The 16,461-nt window shown below is 56.2% G+C and carries 15 protein-coding genes; 6 read left to right on the top strand and 9 right to left on the bottom strand.

Annotation, left to right across the window (positions count from 1 at the left end):
- Positions 1 to 29: 29 nt before the first annotated feature.
- From ACVIIW_RS17990 to ACVIIW_RS17975, 4 genes are all read left to right on the top strand, one after another.
- Positions 30 to 737, top strand: coding sequence for a phosphatase PAP2 family protein (locus tag ACVIIW_RS17990; protein WP_456701935.1), 708 nt, complete (start codon positions 30 to 32; stop codon positions 735 to 737).
- A gap of 267 nt (positions 738 to 1,004) precedes the next feature.
- Positions 1,005 to 2,033, top strand: coding sequence for a hypothetical protein (locus ACVIIW_RS17985; RefSeq protein WP_456701934.1), 1,029 nt, complete (start codon positions 1,005 to 1,007; stop codon positions 2,031 to 2,033).
- A 78-nt stretch (positions 2,034 to 2,111) separates the two neighbouring features.
- Entirely contained in the window at positions 2,112 to 2,345 is a 234-nt protein-coding gene (locus ACVIIW_RS17980) for a hypothetical protein (RefSeq protein ID WP_456701933.1), read from the top strand.
- 425 nt (positions 2,346 to 2,770) lie between these two features.
- Positions 2,771 to 3,562 (top strand): class I SAM-dependent methyltransferase, encoded by a 792-nt coding sequence (locus ACVIIW_RS17975; RefSeq protein ID WP_456701932.1) that lies wholly within the window; start codon positions 2,771 to 2,773, stop codon positions 3,560 to 3,562.
- A 128-nt stretch (positions 3,563 to 3,690) separates the two neighbouring features.
- Here the strand turns inward: ACVIIW_RS17975 and ACVIIW_RS17970 are convergent, their stop codons facing one another.
- The 5 genes from ACVIIW_RS17970 to ACVIIW_RS17950 all read right to left on the bottom strand — a co-directional run bounded on the left by ACVIIW_RS17970 (position 3,691) and on the right by ACVIIW_RS17950 (position 7,622).
- The gene (locus ACVIIW_RS17970; RefSeq protein ID WP_456700490.1) at positions 3,691 to 3,981 is read right to left on the bottom strand and encodes a hypothetical protein; all 291 of its coding nucleotides are present in this window, start codon (positions 3,979 to 3,981) and stop codon (positions 3,691 to 3,693) included.
- The gene (gene tnpC, locus ACVIIW_RS17965) at positions 3,981 to 5,636 is read right to left on the bottom strand and encodes an IS66 family transposase (protein ID WP_456700491.1); all 1,656 of its coding nucleotides are present in this window, start codon (positions 5,634 to 5,636) and stop codon (positions 3,981 to 3,983) included. Before tnpC ends, ACVIIW_RS17970 begins: the two co-directional genes overlap by 1 nt.
- Positions 5,637 to 5,707: 71 nt before the next feature.
- Positions 5,708 to 6,055 carry an IS66 family insertion sequence element accessory protein TnpB gene (gene tnpB / locus ACVIIW_RS17960; protein WP_141340086.1) on the bottom strand — a complete coding sequence of 116 codons (348 nt, stop codon included), beginning with the start codon at positions 6,053 to 6,055 and terminating at the stop codon, positions 5,708 to 5,710.
- Positions 6,055 to 6,474: an IS66-like element accessory protein TnpA gene (gene tnpA, locus ACVIIW_RS17955; protein ID WP_310880253.1), complete on the bottom strand. Its 420-nt coding sequence runs from the start codon at positions 6,472 to 6,474 to the stop codon at positions 6,055 to 6,057. Before tnpA ends, tnpB begins: the two co-directional genes overlap by 1 nt.
- 110 nt (positions 6,475 to 6,584) lie before the next feature.
- Entirely contained in the window at positions 6,585 to 7,622 is a 1,038-nt protein-coding gene (locus ACVIIW_RS17950; protein WP_456701931.1) for an acyltransferase family protein, read from the bottom strand.
- Between the two features lie 896 nt (positions 7,623 to 8,518).
- Here ACVIIW_RS17950 and ACVIIW_RS17945 point away from each other — a divergent pair.
- Positions 8,519 to 9,838: a VpsF family polysaccharide biosynthesis protein gene (locus ACVIIW_RS17945; RefSeq protein WP_456701930.1), complete on the top strand. Its 1,320-nt coding sequence runs from the start codon at positions 8,519 to 8,521 to the stop codon at positions 9,836 to 9,838.
- A 114-nt stretch (positions 9,839 to 9,952) separates the two neighbouring features.
- On the opposite strand, the gene ACVIIW_RS17940 is transcribed toward ACVIIW_RS17945, so the two are convergent.
- Positions 9,953 to 11,155, bottom strand: a complete 1,203-nt coding sequence (locus ACVIIW_RS17940) for an acyltransferase family protein (protein WP_456701929.1) — start codon at positions 11,153 to 11,155, stop codon at positions 9,953 to 9,955.
- A 371-nt stretch (positions 11,156 to 11,526) separates the two neighbouring features.
- On the opposite strand from ACVIIW_RS17940, the gene ACVIIW_RS17935 reads away from it, so the two are divergent.
- Positions 11,527 to 12,984, top strand: coding sequence for an oligosaccharide flippase family protein (locus tag ACVIIW_RS17935; protein ID WP_456701928.1), 1,458 nt, complete (start codon positions 11,527 to 11,529; stop codon positions 12,982 to 12,984).
- Positions 12,985 to 13,078: 94 nt separating this feature from the next.
- Here ACVIIW_RS17935 and ACVIIW_RS17930 read toward each other — a convergent pair whose 3' ends face one another.
- The 3 genes from ACVIIW_RS17930 to ACVIIW_RS17920 are packed head-to-tail and all read right to left on the bottom strand — an operon-like array spanning position 13,079 to position 16,420.
- Positions 13,079 to 14,032, bottom strand: coding sequence for an FkbM family methyltransferase (locus ACVIIW_RS17930; protein WP_456701927.1), 954 nt, complete (start codon positions 14,030 to 14,032; stop codon positions 13,079 to 13,081).
- Positions 14,029 to 15,333: a glycosyltransferase gene (locus ACVIIW_RS17925; RefSeq protein WP_456701926.1), complete on the bottom strand. Its 1,305-nt coding sequence runs from the start codon at positions 15,331 to 15,333 to the stop codon at positions 14,029 to 14,031. Before ACVIIW_RS17925 ends, ACVIIW_RS17930 begins: the two co-directional genes overlap by 4 nt.
- A complete protein-coding gene (locus ACVIIW_RS17920; RefSeq protein ID WP_456701925.1) occupies positions 15,326 to 16,420 on the bottom strand; it encodes a glycosyltransferase family 2 protein in 1,095 nt (364 codons plus the stop codon). The genes ACVIIW_RS17925 and ACVIIW_RS17920 overlap by 8 nt, the downstream gene beginning before the upstream one ends.
- Positions 16,421 to 16,461: the final 41 nt, after the last annotated feature.

The following is a 16,461-nucleotide window of genomic DNA, read 5'->3' as shown; positions in this document are numbered from 1 at the left end:
TTTTTTTTGCAATCGACGAGTTCTCCCGCATGTTCGAATTCATAAACAACAGCGACATTCTCATCTTTCGCGCGATCAATGGGCTTTGCGGATCAAACCCCATTCTTGATCGCCTAGCTTCCAACAGTGACGCTCTGGTAGGGCCCCTCTTTCTGGGAATGGTGGGCCTCTTTTGGTTTAAGCCGTATTACAAAACCAGCTTTGAGCGCGAAATCATTATCATGATCCTTTTTTCTGTTGCACTAGCACTCATACTGAACCGTGGCATCTCTACACTTGTGCCATTTCGAGAGCGTCCAATGTATAGCATCGGAGCTAACGCACCGACCTTCCGCTGGCGCCCTGATCTAGAGAATTGGAGCAGTTTTCCGAGCGATCACGCTACATATCTATTCGCTATCGCTGCTGGGTTTTGGCGTATCTCCAGGGTAGGCGGAGCACTCTTTGGCGTGTTTGCACTTCTCGTCTCTACTTCCCGGGTTTTTTTAGGCATCCATTTCCCGGCTGATATTTTGGTGGGTGCGCTAATTGGCATTGCGACAAGCGCCGCTGCAACCACCCGACCGATCCGAGCCGCTGTCGCAGGCCGAATATTTCGTTTAGAGGGGCGCTATACAGCAATCTTCTATTTTCTCTTCTTTGCAACTCTCGCTGAAGTTTCTGGTGTATTTCAAGCCACGAGGCACGTCGGTGTCGCCATCGTCCATATCTTCGTTCCGTACAAAGAATCCAGTTAGACGATCCTGTTTTTCCGGTTGCTTGACGAACCAGTCCCCTTGCAAGCGCTGAGTCCTTCCTTTCCGGCCTACCAGGACCAAATGACCTAGCTTCCGATACCATTGAAAAGGGAGCGGTAAGCTGCCATCTCTCGGTCGTCGTTGCAGATCAAAGAGATCGCGACCTACCCAACCCGGACGGGCATGACTTCGAGACACCTGCGACCGAGCGATGAGGACAAGGCGGATACGGCTTCTGAGGTGCAGTTCGCGCTTGTGATCTCCCGCATGCTCGATACGGTGAGAAGTCACCCCGACTACCTGCGTCAGGTCGTCTACGACTTCGCCCGCTACAAGCTCCAGGAGCAATTCACTCACGCCGACATTAGGGAGATGAAGCGGTCGCAAGAAGCGCTGGAGGCCGCCATCCGGGCCGTCGAGGAGTTTTCGCAGCAGCAGGTCAGCCTTTTACCGCCGGCTGCGCCCGTCTCGCCCACGCTCCCGACTTCGGATCAGGCAATTCCCCTGCGCCAAGCGGTGGTTCGGGAACTCCCGGCGGCGCCCAGCCCATGGATCGATTTCGGTCGGAGCTCGGCCGGGGCTCGTCATCCGCTCTGGTCGGTGGTCAGGCGGACGGCCGCGCTACTCATGGTGGCCGCCCTGGCGGTGCTAGTCGTCCAGCAGAGTCAGCGGCTGGCGGTCCCGGCACACTATCTTCAGCGCCCGGCCCTGGAGCGACAGATTGCCGCTAGGCCGCCTATGGCGCCGCCCGTGGCTCCGCCGAAACCGAACCCGCCGCGGCCAGCTGATTACGGCCTCTACGCCGTGGTCGACGGCAAGTCGCTTGCCGAGCTGCAATTGCTGCGGGGCCGGCCGCCGGACATTAGGGTCGCGGTCTCGGCTGCGTTCAAGGCGCCCGACCAGACCGGCCTGCCGAATGGCCACCCGAAATTCATCGTGTTTCGCCGAGACGCGGTGAACAACATTTTCGAGCGCGCCGAGGTGCGCGTCGTCGCAAAAATTGCCCGGGAGTTCTCGACCGAAGCCAGCGGCAAGAAACCCGAGACCGACGAGGCATGGGTGATCCGCAACGCCTCCTACCCGTTCCGTGCGTCTCCGGTGCCGGACAACTCGGAGATGTACGAGCTGCACAGCGAGGACCCCGCGCTGGAGCTGCCGCCAGGCCGCTATGCGCTTATCCTGAAGTCGCAGGCATATTATTTCAGTATCAGTGGCGATATCAGCGATCCACGCCAATGCATCGAGCGGATCGTTGCCGCCAACGGGACCTTCTATACGGATTGCAAGAAGCCGTGACCTCTTACTAACCTGCGGTTCCGAAGTTATCTAAACGGCAGGAGCTGCCCTTCAGGGGCAACGGCGTTGGAGGAGACTATGCGCGTCAAGGCTTTGGTGATCTCGGCAACCGTTCTTGCGCTGGCCACGCCGGCGTTCGCGCAAGGCACGCAACAGAAGACGAACCGATCTCAGGCCTATACCCGGCCGCGAACTCCAGTTGCAACTCAACCGGGCAACAATCCGTTCAGCAATCCGATCGGACAGGGCGTTCCGCCGGCTGTTTCTGCCAGACCCAACTTGAACAGCAATCGCACTTATGTTCCGCGTTGATTGCGAGGCGGCTCCTGCGGTTCGGCCGCGCTGGGCCGTTCGTATTTTTGCAGTATTGCGCAAGGAAGCCAATCACTCCTGCTGTTGAACCGACGGGAAATGCCGCGGGCTTCGACGAACATACGGCGGGCCCTTAAATAAGCGGCGACCGGGCCGAGTTCTGGTCATTCGGCAGCAGCCAATCGCTTTACACGTCCGACGTTCGCTCATCCCGTGGGCATTCTGCTCTGGTCTTCTTGAGCCAGAACGAACTGCAAGCCGGGCCCGGGGCGCAGGGGCAGCCGACAGGTTGGCAAATGACGTTAACCCTCATGGGACGATTCCACTCCCCCCTTAGTTGCCATTTCTTGCATATTGTGTGAATTTTATGGCGTTTATGATCGATTTAAAGTTGCCAATAATTCTCTGGCCGTTGAGGAGGCCTAGTGACCGATTTTTACGTTTCTACTGAACAATTTCAAAAAGAGCGCGAACTGGCATCGATGATCAGGTCTGCCTCGCCCGAACATCGTGATCGTGCGTACCAACAAGCTTATAGCGAATTTTATAGGCTATTCCCCGCCTTCGAACAGAACGACTCGATGGAAGAAAGCAGAGTCAAGACGACCCTTGCCTTCCTTGAGCGTTTTATTCGCGGCTCCCGCATCGTCATTGAAGTCGGCGCCGGTCATTGCTATTTGGCCGAAGCTGTGGCCAAGCACGCTTCCCTTGTCGTCGCGCTAGACGTCGCGCCCCTTGTCGATTCCTCAAATTTTCCTTCGAATCTCCGACATCAAGTGTACGACGGAAAAGCGATTCCAGTCGACGCGAATTCAGCGGACCTCGTTTTGAGCGACAACGTCTTGGAGCATCTTCATCCAGATGACGCGCTGCCGCAGGTGGATGACATGGTTCGCACTTTAAAGACCTCCGGCTACATCGTGATCCTTACGCCAAACAAGACGAACGGACCGCATGATGGCTCGGCGGGTTTCACAGTTAATCCCGAAGGCCTTCACCTTCACGAGTATACCAGCCTTGAGATCAAGCGCTTATTGTTGAGGGCAGGCTGCAAATCGGTTCGAGCATATATCGGCGCCAAAGGAAAGTACGTAGCTATTTTGCCCGAAATCGCAGCAGTGGTGGAATGGACCGCGAGTTTGTTTCCGCGGAGGTTCTTGCGACAACGGAACATCCGGTGGTTGCTGCCGAATCGATTTAGCGCCCAGAAAGCCTAGCTGGTCTCGGCGTGCTTCAACTTTGCAGGCGAAAGCATCGAAGATTTCGGCGTTCAAAGTTGCGCGATGTCGCCGCGCGGTAAGCATGCGGCGTAGGCCGCGGGCGGGCTGGTTTGTCCGGTTAGCGGCTAAACCTCGGGCTTTTCGGCCTTCGGCTTAACGATCGCCGCGAGTACCTGGCGGCGTTCTTCAATAATCCAAGGAGCGTCCTTGTGGATTGCGATCAGCTCTTTGAGGTTCTCGATCCCGTCATCGGTGAACGCCATCACCCCGTCTTCACCGACGCCGACGACCCATAGCTGGCCATCCTCGGTGTCCATTTCTTCGGCGACCTCGAACAGCCATTCCCCGTCTTCGCCGAGCATCTCAGCAACATGGCTGAGAGTGAACACGTGGCTAACCTTGTTGACGTGTCCCATCAAGCCGCCTGTGCCGCAAGGCCTTGCTGTTGCGCTGTCTTCCAGTTCCAGGGCAGCAGCTCATCGAGCCTGTGGGCGGAGTGGGTGGCGATGCGAGCGAGTACATCGGCGAGCCAGGCCTGAGGATCGACGTCGTTCATCTTGGCAGAGACGATGAGGCTATACATGGCGGCGGCTCGGCGCCCTCCGCGGTCGGACCCACAGAATAACCACGACTTTCTGCCCAATGCGATGCCGCGCAGCGCTCTTTCGGCTGCATTGTTCGAGAGGCAGACGCGGCCATCGTCGAGGAAGCGGGTGAAGGAGGTCCAGCGCTTGAACATGTAGTTCATGGCCTTGGCCAGATCGTGACCGCGGGTGAGCTTGGCGCACTGCTCGCGCATATAGGCTTCCAGATCGGCGACCAGCGGCGCGCTCTGCGCCTGGCGAACAGCTCTTCGGTGATCGGCGCTTTGGCCATTGATAGAGCGCTCTATCTCGAACAGAGCGTCGATGCGGCGCACGATCTCCATGGCGACGGGCGAGATGACGATCTCCTGCTTTCCGGCCGCTTTGCGCCGCGCGTTCTCCTCAAGATCCGCCATGGCGAAGAACGGCCGCCGGGCATGGACCCAACAGGCCGCTTCCCTGATAGGCCCAGGACTTCGCTGGGGCTCGTAGAGTTTGGTGTATCCACCGAAGGCGTCGGCCTGCAGGATGCCGCTATAGTTGGTCAGATGCGCCTGCGGATGCTCGCCCCTTCGATCGCGCGAGTAATAAAACATTGCTGCCGGCGGATCTGAGCCGCCGAAGGGGCGGTCGTCCTTCACATAGACCCAGCATCGAGCGACATCGCACTTGCCCAAGGCCAACACGGGCACGGTGGTGTCGTCGCCGTGGAGGCGTTCAGCTGCCATGACGTGGGCTTCCAACAGGCGCGATAGCGGCTCCAATACCGTGCAGCAAGCCCCAACAGCGTCGGCTGCGGTCGACAGACTGACGGGCACGCCCTCCAGCGCGTAACGCTCAGTCTGCCGGTTCAGAGGCTGATGCTGGCCGAACTTCTCATAGAGGAGCATGGCCAGCAGGCTCGGCCCCGCCCATCCTCGCGGAATCACATGGAATGGCGCCGGTGCCTGACTGATTTTCTCGCAGTCCCGGCAGGTGAACTTTTCCCGCACCGTCTCGACCACTTTCCACTGGCGCGGTATTGATTCCAGGGTCCGGGTCACATCCTCACCAAGCTTGCGCAGGCGATTGCCGCCGCAGCATTCACACGTCGTTGGCGAATCGATCACCACGCGCTCGCGGGGAAGATGATCAGGGAAGGTATTGCGTTCGGGACGCGTGCGCGTAAATCCGCGCACGGTCGTTGTCCTGGCGACAGCTCTCTCGGCCGCAAGCTCGTCTTCGGTGGCGCTGGATTCCAGCTCTTCAAACGTAAGCGCTAACTGGTCGATCAGACGAGACGAGCGTTCTGATCTTTGCCCGTGGACCTGGCGCTCAAGCTTGGCGATCCGCAGCTTCTGGCGGGCAATCAGCGCACTGTCTTCCGACGCCTTGGCACGGGCGACCGCAAGCTCCGCTGCAATATCCAGAGCCTTCGCGCGTTCGCTCGCCAACGCCTCTTTCAGAGCGGCTATGTCTTCGGGAAGAGCGTCGCGAGGCGTGTCCATGCAACCAGAGAATCACAAATTCAGTGCTTTGTGGTGCCCCAAAATGCGCATGATCTCATATTTTATTTCGCTCAGCCGGCGCTCTGCGGTCGCCATGTTAGTTGCGGATTCCTCCAGTCGATCCCTTCCAGCATATAAGCCATCTGAGCCGCTGAGATCGATACCGCATCTCCCGACGTCGCAGGCCAGATAAACTTGCCGCGGTCCAAGCGCTTGGCATACAGCGACATGCCTAACCCGTCGTGCCAAAGAATCTTGAGCAGATCACCGCGGCGGCCGCGGAAGATGTAGAGATCCCCCGCATGCGGGTCACGCTTCAAACTCTCCTGGACCGCGAGCGCCAGGCTTTGCATGCCGCGGCGCATGTCTGTGTGACCGGTGGCAATCCAGACCCTGACGTTGCTTGGGATCGGAATCATCACCGCCTCAGAAGCTCGAGGACCCGCTGCAGTGCTTCAGTGTCCACGTCACGGTCAACGCGGACCCGACAGCCGCTAAGCTCGATCTCGATTATGCCTACCTTCGCGCGCTCTTTAGCCGGCGATGGCCTTGTCTGCGCGACCACGGCCGATGCCGGAGTTGGTGTCGAAGTGATCTCCACAGGAACAAGCAATGGCGCTGCATCCCCGCCCAGCCGACCCTCGCGCGCCAACCGTCGCCACGTGAACAACTGGCTCGTGGACAACCCGTTGCGCCGCGCCGTCGCCGACACCAACCGGGAACCATCATAACTCTCAGCAACGATCCGCTGCTTCTCGTCCACTGTCCAACGACGGCGGGCGCCAGTCGAAACTACTTCCAATCGGGAGACCTTCGAAATAGGCGTATGGTCAGTCATACGCCTATGTCTTCATCCTCCGTCCTCAGCGCGCAAGGCGGCCCTCGCCGGAGCGATACGCCGCGCTCATGGTCGTGCTCAATCACGTTTGAAACACAGCTCGACGTCAGTCATTGCGGCACTGAATGTTGCCCGCGCGCGGAACGGAGAATTGGTCGCTCGATCCAGTGCCAAGACAAGACTGCTGTCGTCAGTGAAACCAGGAACTCAATCGCGATTTTCAAGTTGCTGGGCAAATTTGTGTTCACGCCGAAGCTCTTGAGCAGATCGATATGAGCGAAGCCGTGATACAAATAGAATCCGTAGCTAATTGTCCCCAGGTACATCAGCGGCGGAAAGGATAGCACTCTGACGAGCATCGAATGCTGGTTGTTAAAAATGAAGAGGTACACAAGCGCCATGTATGGCGGGACAAGAATAAGGCTGTAGCTGTCCTCACGAAGGACCACAAGTTCAACGGCAAAGGAGCCGAGGACACAGAATGAAGCGACGTAGAAAAGCGGCACGGAATGTTTAAACCGATCCGCCCATATGCCCGCCAAACCGCCCAAGGCCAGCATGTAGAAATTCACGATGGAATCGAACGTATAGGTGATCTCTGACGTTCCAGACAACTGAATCCTTCGAGCGAGACCCAGCCCCACGATTGCCGTCAGTAGCGGTGTGAACAATCTTCTCGGAAGCGCCAGGCATACGGGTGCAGCCAGCACATAAAACTGCTCTTCGATCGACAGACTCCAAAGATGAGTAAAGATGCCGAGATAAGAACCATCGCGCTGCAGCTTGATGTTAGTCAGATATAACCAGAACGCTACCGCGCGATCGGAGGTGAAGTACTCGACCCTGTAACCGACCGCGGCGAACACCGTCACGAGCGCCAGCACGAGGTAGTAGATCGGAAAGATTCGCGCGGTCCGGTTAGCAAAGAAACGCCCGATCTGAACTCCAAAATTGCTCTCGCCCCATTCGATCTCTGCGCGAGCAGCGAAGAGGAGTCGAATGATGAGAAATCCGCTCAAGACAAAAAACGCCCACACACCGATCAGACCGGTGCGGAACTGTAACGCGATTGTGTTCTGATGCTGCAGGAAAACAAGAAGCACTGCGACGGCCCGGATGCCGTCCAGCCCAGCAATTCGCTTCTGCATGAATCCTCAATACGGGCGAGATTGGCAGATGCCCCCTCAAGATACCGCAGAATAGGACGTCAACATGGCAGTCCGCATCTACGACCATTCCGCCGCAGATTCGCTTGTCAGAGGCAGCGATCCTGCTGGTCCAGCATGCGCCCGGTTCGGCCTGCGACCTCCCAAATCGGCCGCTCAGCCCCATCCGCTCGCCGGGTCATCGGGATCGACCCCCCGTCCGATGAAAAAGAAATGCAGTATCCATGCGATACGAACCACAGAGATAACGGCCGCAATCACAGCAAGGACCATGAAATAATCGTTCAAGGGAGCGCCTAAAAAACAAATTGAGACGGAACCCTACTACCTGGGACCGAGAACTTGCTAAACGCCAGCCCAGAGTGCCGGATCGGGAACATCCCTCTCCCATCAATCCCGAATTACTTCTTACCGCATCGCTTCTTCAGACGGAGCAAGCCCAGATCGGCACCAGCCATCATGCCCGCTGTTCCGCACAGTCAAACTTTGCTATCAGCATAGTCGCTCTTGTTTGATGGGCCTTGAGCAGCGCGGTCTGTCTAACTGATCTTGTGACCGAACAACGGAGCGTCGCAAATGACCATGTCCAGCCGCCGTCGTGGACGCTGTCTTAAAGTCCATGCCACCTCCGACGGAGTGGATCACGCCGGAGGACGTCGGCGCGTCGCGACAGGACGCAATGGAGTTGCGGATGTATTTGACTGGAGATGACGACTACGGGGGCGGAAACCATTCTTCGAGCCAACTGGCGAACTTCTTGATTTGAATCGATCGCAGATGAGTTGCTGGCCCAAATCAAGCTAAGGAAAACACGGACACTTTGGTCCTGACTTATTGCCAGAATAGCCCCAGCACCTCGATCAGACGAGTCTTCGGATATGACGTTCATACTTGACACGAATATACGCCGCTTAGCGCAAGCCAAATCGTATGAGGCAGAAACCCGGGATGTCCGCCCGATCCACATCGTAGGATTGCTCTTAATATTGATGTACTTTGTCGTCTCTGGCTCGCTGCTACAGGCCCTCGGCTGGCAGTACGTGGGTGGCGGGTCCGAAGTCGAAAAAATCCATCCCGCAACCTATCTCATTTTCTTTTGGTTTGCCTGTGCACTGATCCTCGATCGCAGATTTCGAAGTTCTGTTTATACGATCATTGCGCATGACTTTGCACTAGTGAGCTTCGCGTTGGCAACGGGCTGTGCCGCAGCTTATGCGATCTTTTTCAAGGGCGTGTCCATCGCACCATTTGTGGAAACGCTCGCGGCAACATTGGTCGTGTTCGTGATTGTGGTGAGCTTGCCCGCGCGCGCGATCGTTCTCTTTCGACGAGCCGTCGATGTCATTATGATGTTCAGCATCGTTATGATCGTCGCCGAATATTACATGCGCCAAACATTCATCCCGATTTATACGGGTGACACGATCTACACTGGCGAAATGCTGACCTCGCTCAATCGTCCAGCGGGCCTTTTTGGACATCCGCTTGCGGCCGCCTCTTTTCTGTGCACGTATGGGACTCTTTCTGTCATATCCCTACCACCAGGAAATTCAATACAGACGCTAGTAAGACCGATGCTGGCCCTCCTCGCCTTTGGCGCCGCAGCAACTACAGGAGGTCGCACCTCAATGGTCATGGGAGTCTTTCTGGTCGGGCTCTATTTCTTATTTTCTATCCTATGGTCATTCGCGAGGGGTCGCTTCGAACGTTCGACCGTAGTTGCCCTACCCTTGATCCTGTTAATATCGATCCTCGCAATACCTCTACTCGCCTCAATGGGTATCTTCGATTTGCTGCTTCTCCGTTTTGAGAACGACAACGGGAGCGCCGTCGCTCGCGAGTACGCCGTTCAAATCCTAACGAGCATCCCGCTGTCTGACCTCTGGCTGGGTATACAGCCCACCGACGCGGCGTCGATGCAGGCGAGTTACGGTGTGGTCGCTATCGAGATAACATGGGTGAACTATATCTTGATTTGCGGCCTGATCTTCACCGCTCCATTCTTCTTTACCTATTTACTGTTTCTTTTCCGCTGCTTACCAAGATATTGTAGACCTCCCATTTATCTCATCAGCCTATTCTATCTTCTGCTATCGTTTTCATCGAATGGGCTCTGGACAAAGACCACGAGTTTCGCTGCCGGCCTGGCAATGGCCGTAGCATTCCTGAGAGTACCGAGAGATGAGCGCGCACCCTAATCTCTTCCTAGAGCGGGCACGGTAACTTGTTTGGAAACCGCCGCTCGCGTGCCGCGTGAGACCGTATAAAAAAGGATTGTTCCGGCTTGGATCCGGCCTGGGCGATATCATAATTCAGGCACTTGCTGGTCTCCTGTAACGCGCCTCCAACTTCTCTCGCATCCAGTACCGCGAACGCTCGAACACAAAACTGAAGGCCGTCGCAATCAGCAAGCTCAGCAAGACAAGAAGAAGAAATTCAAAAATCACGGAAGCAGAAAGTACATCACGTCGATACTCCCCTTCCACGCCGCGCTGCAAGTACCGAGTATACAAAACGATGAGTGGGTAGTGGACTACGTACAATGAAAACGAAATCGTCGAGAGCCATCTCGACACCACTATCAGACACCGTTCGACGATTGATGCCCCAATCTTTCGTCCACCAATAGACATTAAAACAATGCAGAAGGCCGCCGCTAAAGCAAAATCACGCCACCAGAACCAATCCTTTGACACCTCCATTCTTCCAAATGCTAATGCGACCACTAAAAGGACTGCGGCTCCCCACAAATTAGCACTCCAGCGATTCATAATCGTGGCAGTTACCGCTCCTAGTAGCCAAATCGGAAAGTACAGCAAGCTATTTCTGTCATCGAGCGGAGTAAGTGTTAGCGATACGATTGATAGTCCGATTACAGCCAAGAGCAGCGCTGCGCTTACATACGAACGAGAGCCTGCGAAAATCGCAACAAGCACCGGAAATGCGATGTAGTAGAAGACTTCGCTCGAAATACTCCAAAGAGGAAGGTTGTTGCAAAGAGGCTTAACAACGAAATTTTGGAGTGCAAGGATGTTTCCAAGAACCGTGCTCGGCTCGACCGAGCAACCAACGCGTCCTAGAGAATAATACTCCACGGCGAGAAGACCGACTGAGCAAACAGTTGCTGCCGCGAGGACCGGGAAGATCCGCACAAATCGATCAATACAGTACTTTGCTATGTCTTCCCGAGAGCCAAACCTTATCCTGAGAACGGAGCCACCCACAAGGAACCCGCTTAAAACGAAGAACACGATCACCGCGTCATGCCCAAACGTCGTCATCAAGAAGAATGATGCGGCGCCGGCACCATGAACTTTAAGGTTCGCAAATGGCACGAGCAACGCACTTCGGACGTGGAAAAAAAGCACTAGAACCGCCGCGATACCTCGCGCGAGGTCCAGAAAGAGGGAGAGGGCCTCGGAGATGGGTTCTTTTGAGTTTCGGGGCAAGTCCCAAATCCGCGTAACAATTTGCTCGTTGCGAAATATCGAATTACGGTCTGTGCGACCCGCCATACCTAGTTCGAGCAAACCAAGCCAGAGCAATGGCGCATAAGATGACGGTAGATTAGCAAACTTGCATGTGCAAGCGGCTTAAGCTCCGTGAAGCTGACCCATGATCGCCCATCTTCTGAACAGTAACACAAGCAAGGTCCAATCTTGTCCAGAATCCCGCAAAGGAAAGCCAAAGTCGCTCCTGACGGTCGGCTGCCCCAGAAGCGTTTGCGTAGGCCTCCGCGATGCTGTATGGCACCTACTCCGCAACCCGTCAGTGCCACACCTTGAGCTTCGCGGAAATCTGGAGTTGGACGTGCGTATGCTTGGCACACAAGCTTTAGGAAATCGCTTGTTTCCAAGGTCACAGTTTCCCGATACCAGATCATTCGATGCTCGTTAGCACCAAGAACCATAGGTATTCCGTCTCAGCGGGCGTCGCCTGGCTAGCGAGCCAGAGCATCTTGCGGCAGATCATCTCATTCGGCCTATTTGTAGTTCTCGGGCGTCTACTGAATCCTGTTGATTTTGGAACCGTCGGCCTTTGCGCTTCGATCATCATGATCCTGCAATCCATCGCATCCTACGGTGTGTCGTCGGCCGTCGTCCAAAAACCTGAATTGACTGATGACGAAGCAAACGTTGCATACACCGTCAATTGGCTCATCGCCGCAGCGATCTCCATCGTGATCCTCTCGACGGCCGCGCTCCTCGGCACTTTCCGGACTCAAGGTGATTCTTTTCCGTACGTACTTGGAGCTCTCGCCCTTTCGCCTCTTCTATCGGCCGTCTACGAAATCCAACAGGCGCGAATGCTGCGCGTGTTCCGCTTCGATATCTCCGCAAAGAAGGCCCTGGCGGCCCAGATCGTAGGCGGCATCGTCGCCGTTTCCAGCGCCTTCGCGGGCGCCGGCGTATGGAGCCTCGTGCTTCAGCAATATGCCGTTTTGCTAATCGAGCTCCTGATTATCGTGCTTGCGTCAACCTGGCGCCCAAGATTCAGGATCCAACGGGAGTTTGTGCTGCACTTGTGGACCTTCGGCAGCCACCTGATGGGCGCGCGTTTCCTCAGCACCGTCGATACCCGCGTGATCGACATCATCATCGGGGGTTTCATCGACCAGGCATCCATCGGCTTCTATCGCGTTGCACGAAATATGTTCGACGTCGTGATATCTGTATTCGCGATCCCAATACAGAGCGTGGCGTTGCCCTATTTTGCATCGAAGCAGGCCGAAGTAAGGGATGTGAGAATCGCATTCCTGGAAATGACGGAAGCTTTGGCTTGGCTGATGCTGCCGCCTTTCCTTACCCTCGCAGTGTGGGCGCCGATCTTCATCGTCACCGTGTTTGGCGCCAAGTGGGCTTCAAGTGGCTGGATACTGCAGATATTAACGTTCCAAGCCACCGTTCTTGCGAGCTTCATGCTCTACGACCCCTTGCTCGTCGGCATCGCAAATACGAGGCAAGCCTTCCAGCTGCGGTGCTGGCAGACAGGCGTATCTCTCGCGCTGTGCCTCGCGTCCGCTAGCTTCGGAATGGACGCCCTCGTGGCCGCGCAAGTTTTGTCGCTTTACGCGACTGCGCCGATAATGTTTGTTTATATCTCTCGTGCCGTCGACCTCAATCTGGCAACGTTCCTCCGACGCCAGCTCAAACCGTACTTCTTCAGCATTGTGTTTATCACTGCCGCTTATGGCTTCGATCGGTATTTTTTTGCACCACAGAACCTTCCGGGCCTGCTGGTCACGCTCACCATAGCCTACATCGGCTACTGTATAGCATTCTACTTCTTCGCTGCGGCCCCCTTACGCCAGCGGGTATATAATCTTCTCCACCGCCCGAATTAGCTGAGATCCCGTCACAGATTCGGGATAGCGCAGCGCCTTGATCACGAGGTGCTACCATTTTCCTTTGCGCAACAGAGTTTGCCGTCCTCCTAATTTATTTCGTCGCGATGATGTCGACGTAGTATTTCTCATCCTGCTTATATTTGTCGATCGTTTGGGCAAGCAGATCGCAGACTTCGTTGATCGGCAGGAACTGATCCGGACCATCTCCCGATTCAGCCTGCGTAACGCGAGCGGACCGGAATGATTTGCGTAGGAACTGCAGGACAACCTGCGGGTCGCCCCCCATCTTAGTCATCATGTAAGGACACCACTCCATAACGAGCAGTTGCGCTCGCGATAAGGTCTCTTTGCCCCCACCGATTACGAAGGGTTCCGCACCTTGTGTGTCGATCTTAATGCCTACAGGGCGGTCTGAATTGACGACGCGCAGCGAATCAAGCGGCACGGCCTGAACGCGAATGACTTCTCTTCCTTCACCCTGAGCACGTCCGTCTGATCCGGTCATTCTGATCCGATGATCGCCCAAATTGTAGTTTGAAAGCTCGAAGTCCAGCTCGCTCTCGCGCTCAAATAGTGCGAGTTGCAATGTCTTTACCTTGGTTTGATCGCAGTTCGCTCGCACATTCACCTGCAGATTCCTGAAATTCTCCGGCGCAGGCTCGAACGCGATGCAGTTCACGTTTGGCAATCGAGCAATAGGAATTGTCGTCAGTCCTATATTTGCGCCAATGTCGAGGTAAGTTCCACCGCCACTCTCGGTAAAAAACTTGGAGAAGATGGCGTTGGTGCTTTGAGCCCACGTTCCCGTCGATGCATATGCAGCGAAAACCGTGCGGTCAGAGGGAGAGCTCAAAATCTCGCCGTACTGGCCTTTTGCGCGAACACCATCGATGCCGAAGATAGGCGCCAGGCGGGCAATCAGATCTGGCCCGTAGGCCCGAACAAACGTCTCATCCCGGAAAAAGGAGTTTGCCACGGCGGCCTTCAATGGAAGCGGCCACCAGGCGGTTCCGACCCACAATATCTTCTTCAGGAATGATCTCATTCTTCATCCTCATTTTCTAGGTCCGCGCCTTCGAGCAGCTGACCGATGATCTGCGTCCGTATCTGTTGTAAGTCGTAGCATCGCCCTGCTTTCGCATGCGCCCCCTCGCCAAGCCGCGCGCAGAGCGCGTCATTGACAAGCAGGCGGGAGCAGGCCTCCGCAATTGCCTCGTCCTGCTCGCGGATCAGAATGTCCTTCCCATCCTCCAGAAAGATGCCCTCAGCGCCGATCGCAGTCGAGACGATCGGCTTTCCGTACGCGGCCGCCTCTACCAGCTTCAAGCGGGTGCCCCCGCCTCTCGTGATCGGGCAACAGACGATCCGCGTGTGGCGATACAGCGCTTCGAGATCGGCGACAATGCCCGGAAACTCCACGCCAGGCGGAGCCGCGTTGAACGACTTGAGCGACTGAGGCGAGTTTCCCGCGATGATGAGCCGGGCCTCCGGATGCTCCGAGAGGATCATCGGCCAGATGCGGGAGATCAGGCGATCGGCGGCATCCGCGTTGGGCGCGAAATGGTAACCACCCAGAAACAATATGGTCGGCTCTTTCGCTACTGGCTGGGGGTGCTCAGGAACCCCGATCGCGTTGGGAATGCAGGTCACCCCGTTGCCATAGCCGAGCCTGCGGAGATAGGCTGCGTCGAGTTCCGAGCAGACGAATGTTCGCCGGGCCAGGCGAGCCGCGCTGCGCTCCGCAGCAATGATGGCAGGGACTTGAACCAGCCGTCGATACGCGCGTAGCGACGACTGCTTGTCGAGGGCGGCGCGCACCGTCAGCCAATGCTCGATGTCGTCGAGATCAAAGAACACCGGCGGCAAGTTTCCGTCCAGCTTCAGAATCGGGATCATGGCGGACAAACGATGGGCAAATACGAGTGCGGGCTGTTGATGCAGACGAGAGTGAACCGCTTCCACCTGCTGACGACCGGCCAGCCCTGCAAACCGCCCCTGATAGCCCACCGAGAGCATCGATTTTGCGTGACCGGACCACGAAGGCGTGAACTGATTTGCCGGCGCGACGATCGTGCTGACCTTGGCTCCCCAATAGGAGGATTGCATTACGTTCAGCTCGTTTCGCTCTTTCTCGAAGGACCAGTGACCGGGTTGGGCGAAATGCAACATCTCCACGTCATCGCACGTCGCAGCAACCGCGGTCACGAACATGCCCAATCGCCGATAAACGGCATGCACATCCCTTCCAGGCATCGGCGGCTCCGCACCGGTCACGATCAAGGCACGCACCGGTCGGTTTCTCTGCGGATTTGCTTGCACGTCGAGCGCCACTCCGTCGTCAACCATTTCCGCATCCAGGCATGTCAAGGCGATAGAATGTTGTTACGACGCGCGTCTTCACCGGTCGCGGCAAGATGGAAAATAGGAAAACCAGACCGCAGTTTAGCAGGCGCTTTCTGAAACTAACATTCGGCGCAACGACGAATTCCCGACAGCACTCCGCAACGCATTTCCACAACGGAAACGACGGGATGTCGAATTCAGGGAAAGGAATATGCTTTGTCAAGATATACCACTTCAAATTGTACGGACCTTTGAGAAAGGTCCATCGATCGGATTTCCCGCAGATGCTCCGATCAAGGATCACAGCGGTGCGCTGCGCCCAATACTCGTAGTAGATTCGCGATTTCACGCTACGCAGGCTCGGCTTGGCGAACATCGAAATGTTCGAGGAGTGCACCCGATAAATCCCGAGCGGCCGATCGATCGCCACAACTTTTCCGAGAAACGGCGAGCCGAGGATGAGATAGGCGTCGAGACCGTTTTTGTCGAGATGCAGACCGTCAGAAAAGATCCTGCGGACCACGTCCGGCGCATAGGCATTCCCGGACATCGGAGCTGCAGGCAGATATCCATATGTCCTGATGAAGTCCTGCGGTCGCTCGGTCACGAAGTTCTGCGACGGCAAGACCTCGTCGGACAGCTTTCCATCGCGAAGGACTTTCAGCCGGTAGAGTGCCGCAGCCATGCCGGTACTCCAATTCGCAGCTATCGTCGCGCATGCCTCGGGTAGCAGGTAGTCGTCAGAATCGAGGAACACGACAATGCTCCCGCTGATCGATGACAGGCCGGCCAGCCCGGCCTGAGCTTGACCGGCGTTGGACCGAAAGATGCTCTTTATGCCACTGAAGGACTCGATGACCTCGCGCGAATTGTCGGTCGACCCGTCGTCGACCACGACACATTCGACGTGAGCATAGGTTTGGGCAAGGATCGATGAGATGGCTTCACCAACATAGTTCGCATAGTTGAAGTTGGTGATGATTACGGAAATGAGAGGAAGCGAGCCCGAATCTGACTCAATTGCAGCGGCAACGTTTTCCGTCATGGTCTTGTCCGGCAATTGCAGGGCGGCACACAAAAATGAGGACACCCAAGCCGCTGCCCCTTCTCGTTCTCCGACAGGTTTGATTA

Source organism: Bradyrhizobium sp. USDA 4449 (assembly GCF_054056275.1).
Note: the sequence above shows the minus strand (reverse complement) of the source record. Positions and strands in the feature narration are given on the sequence as shown.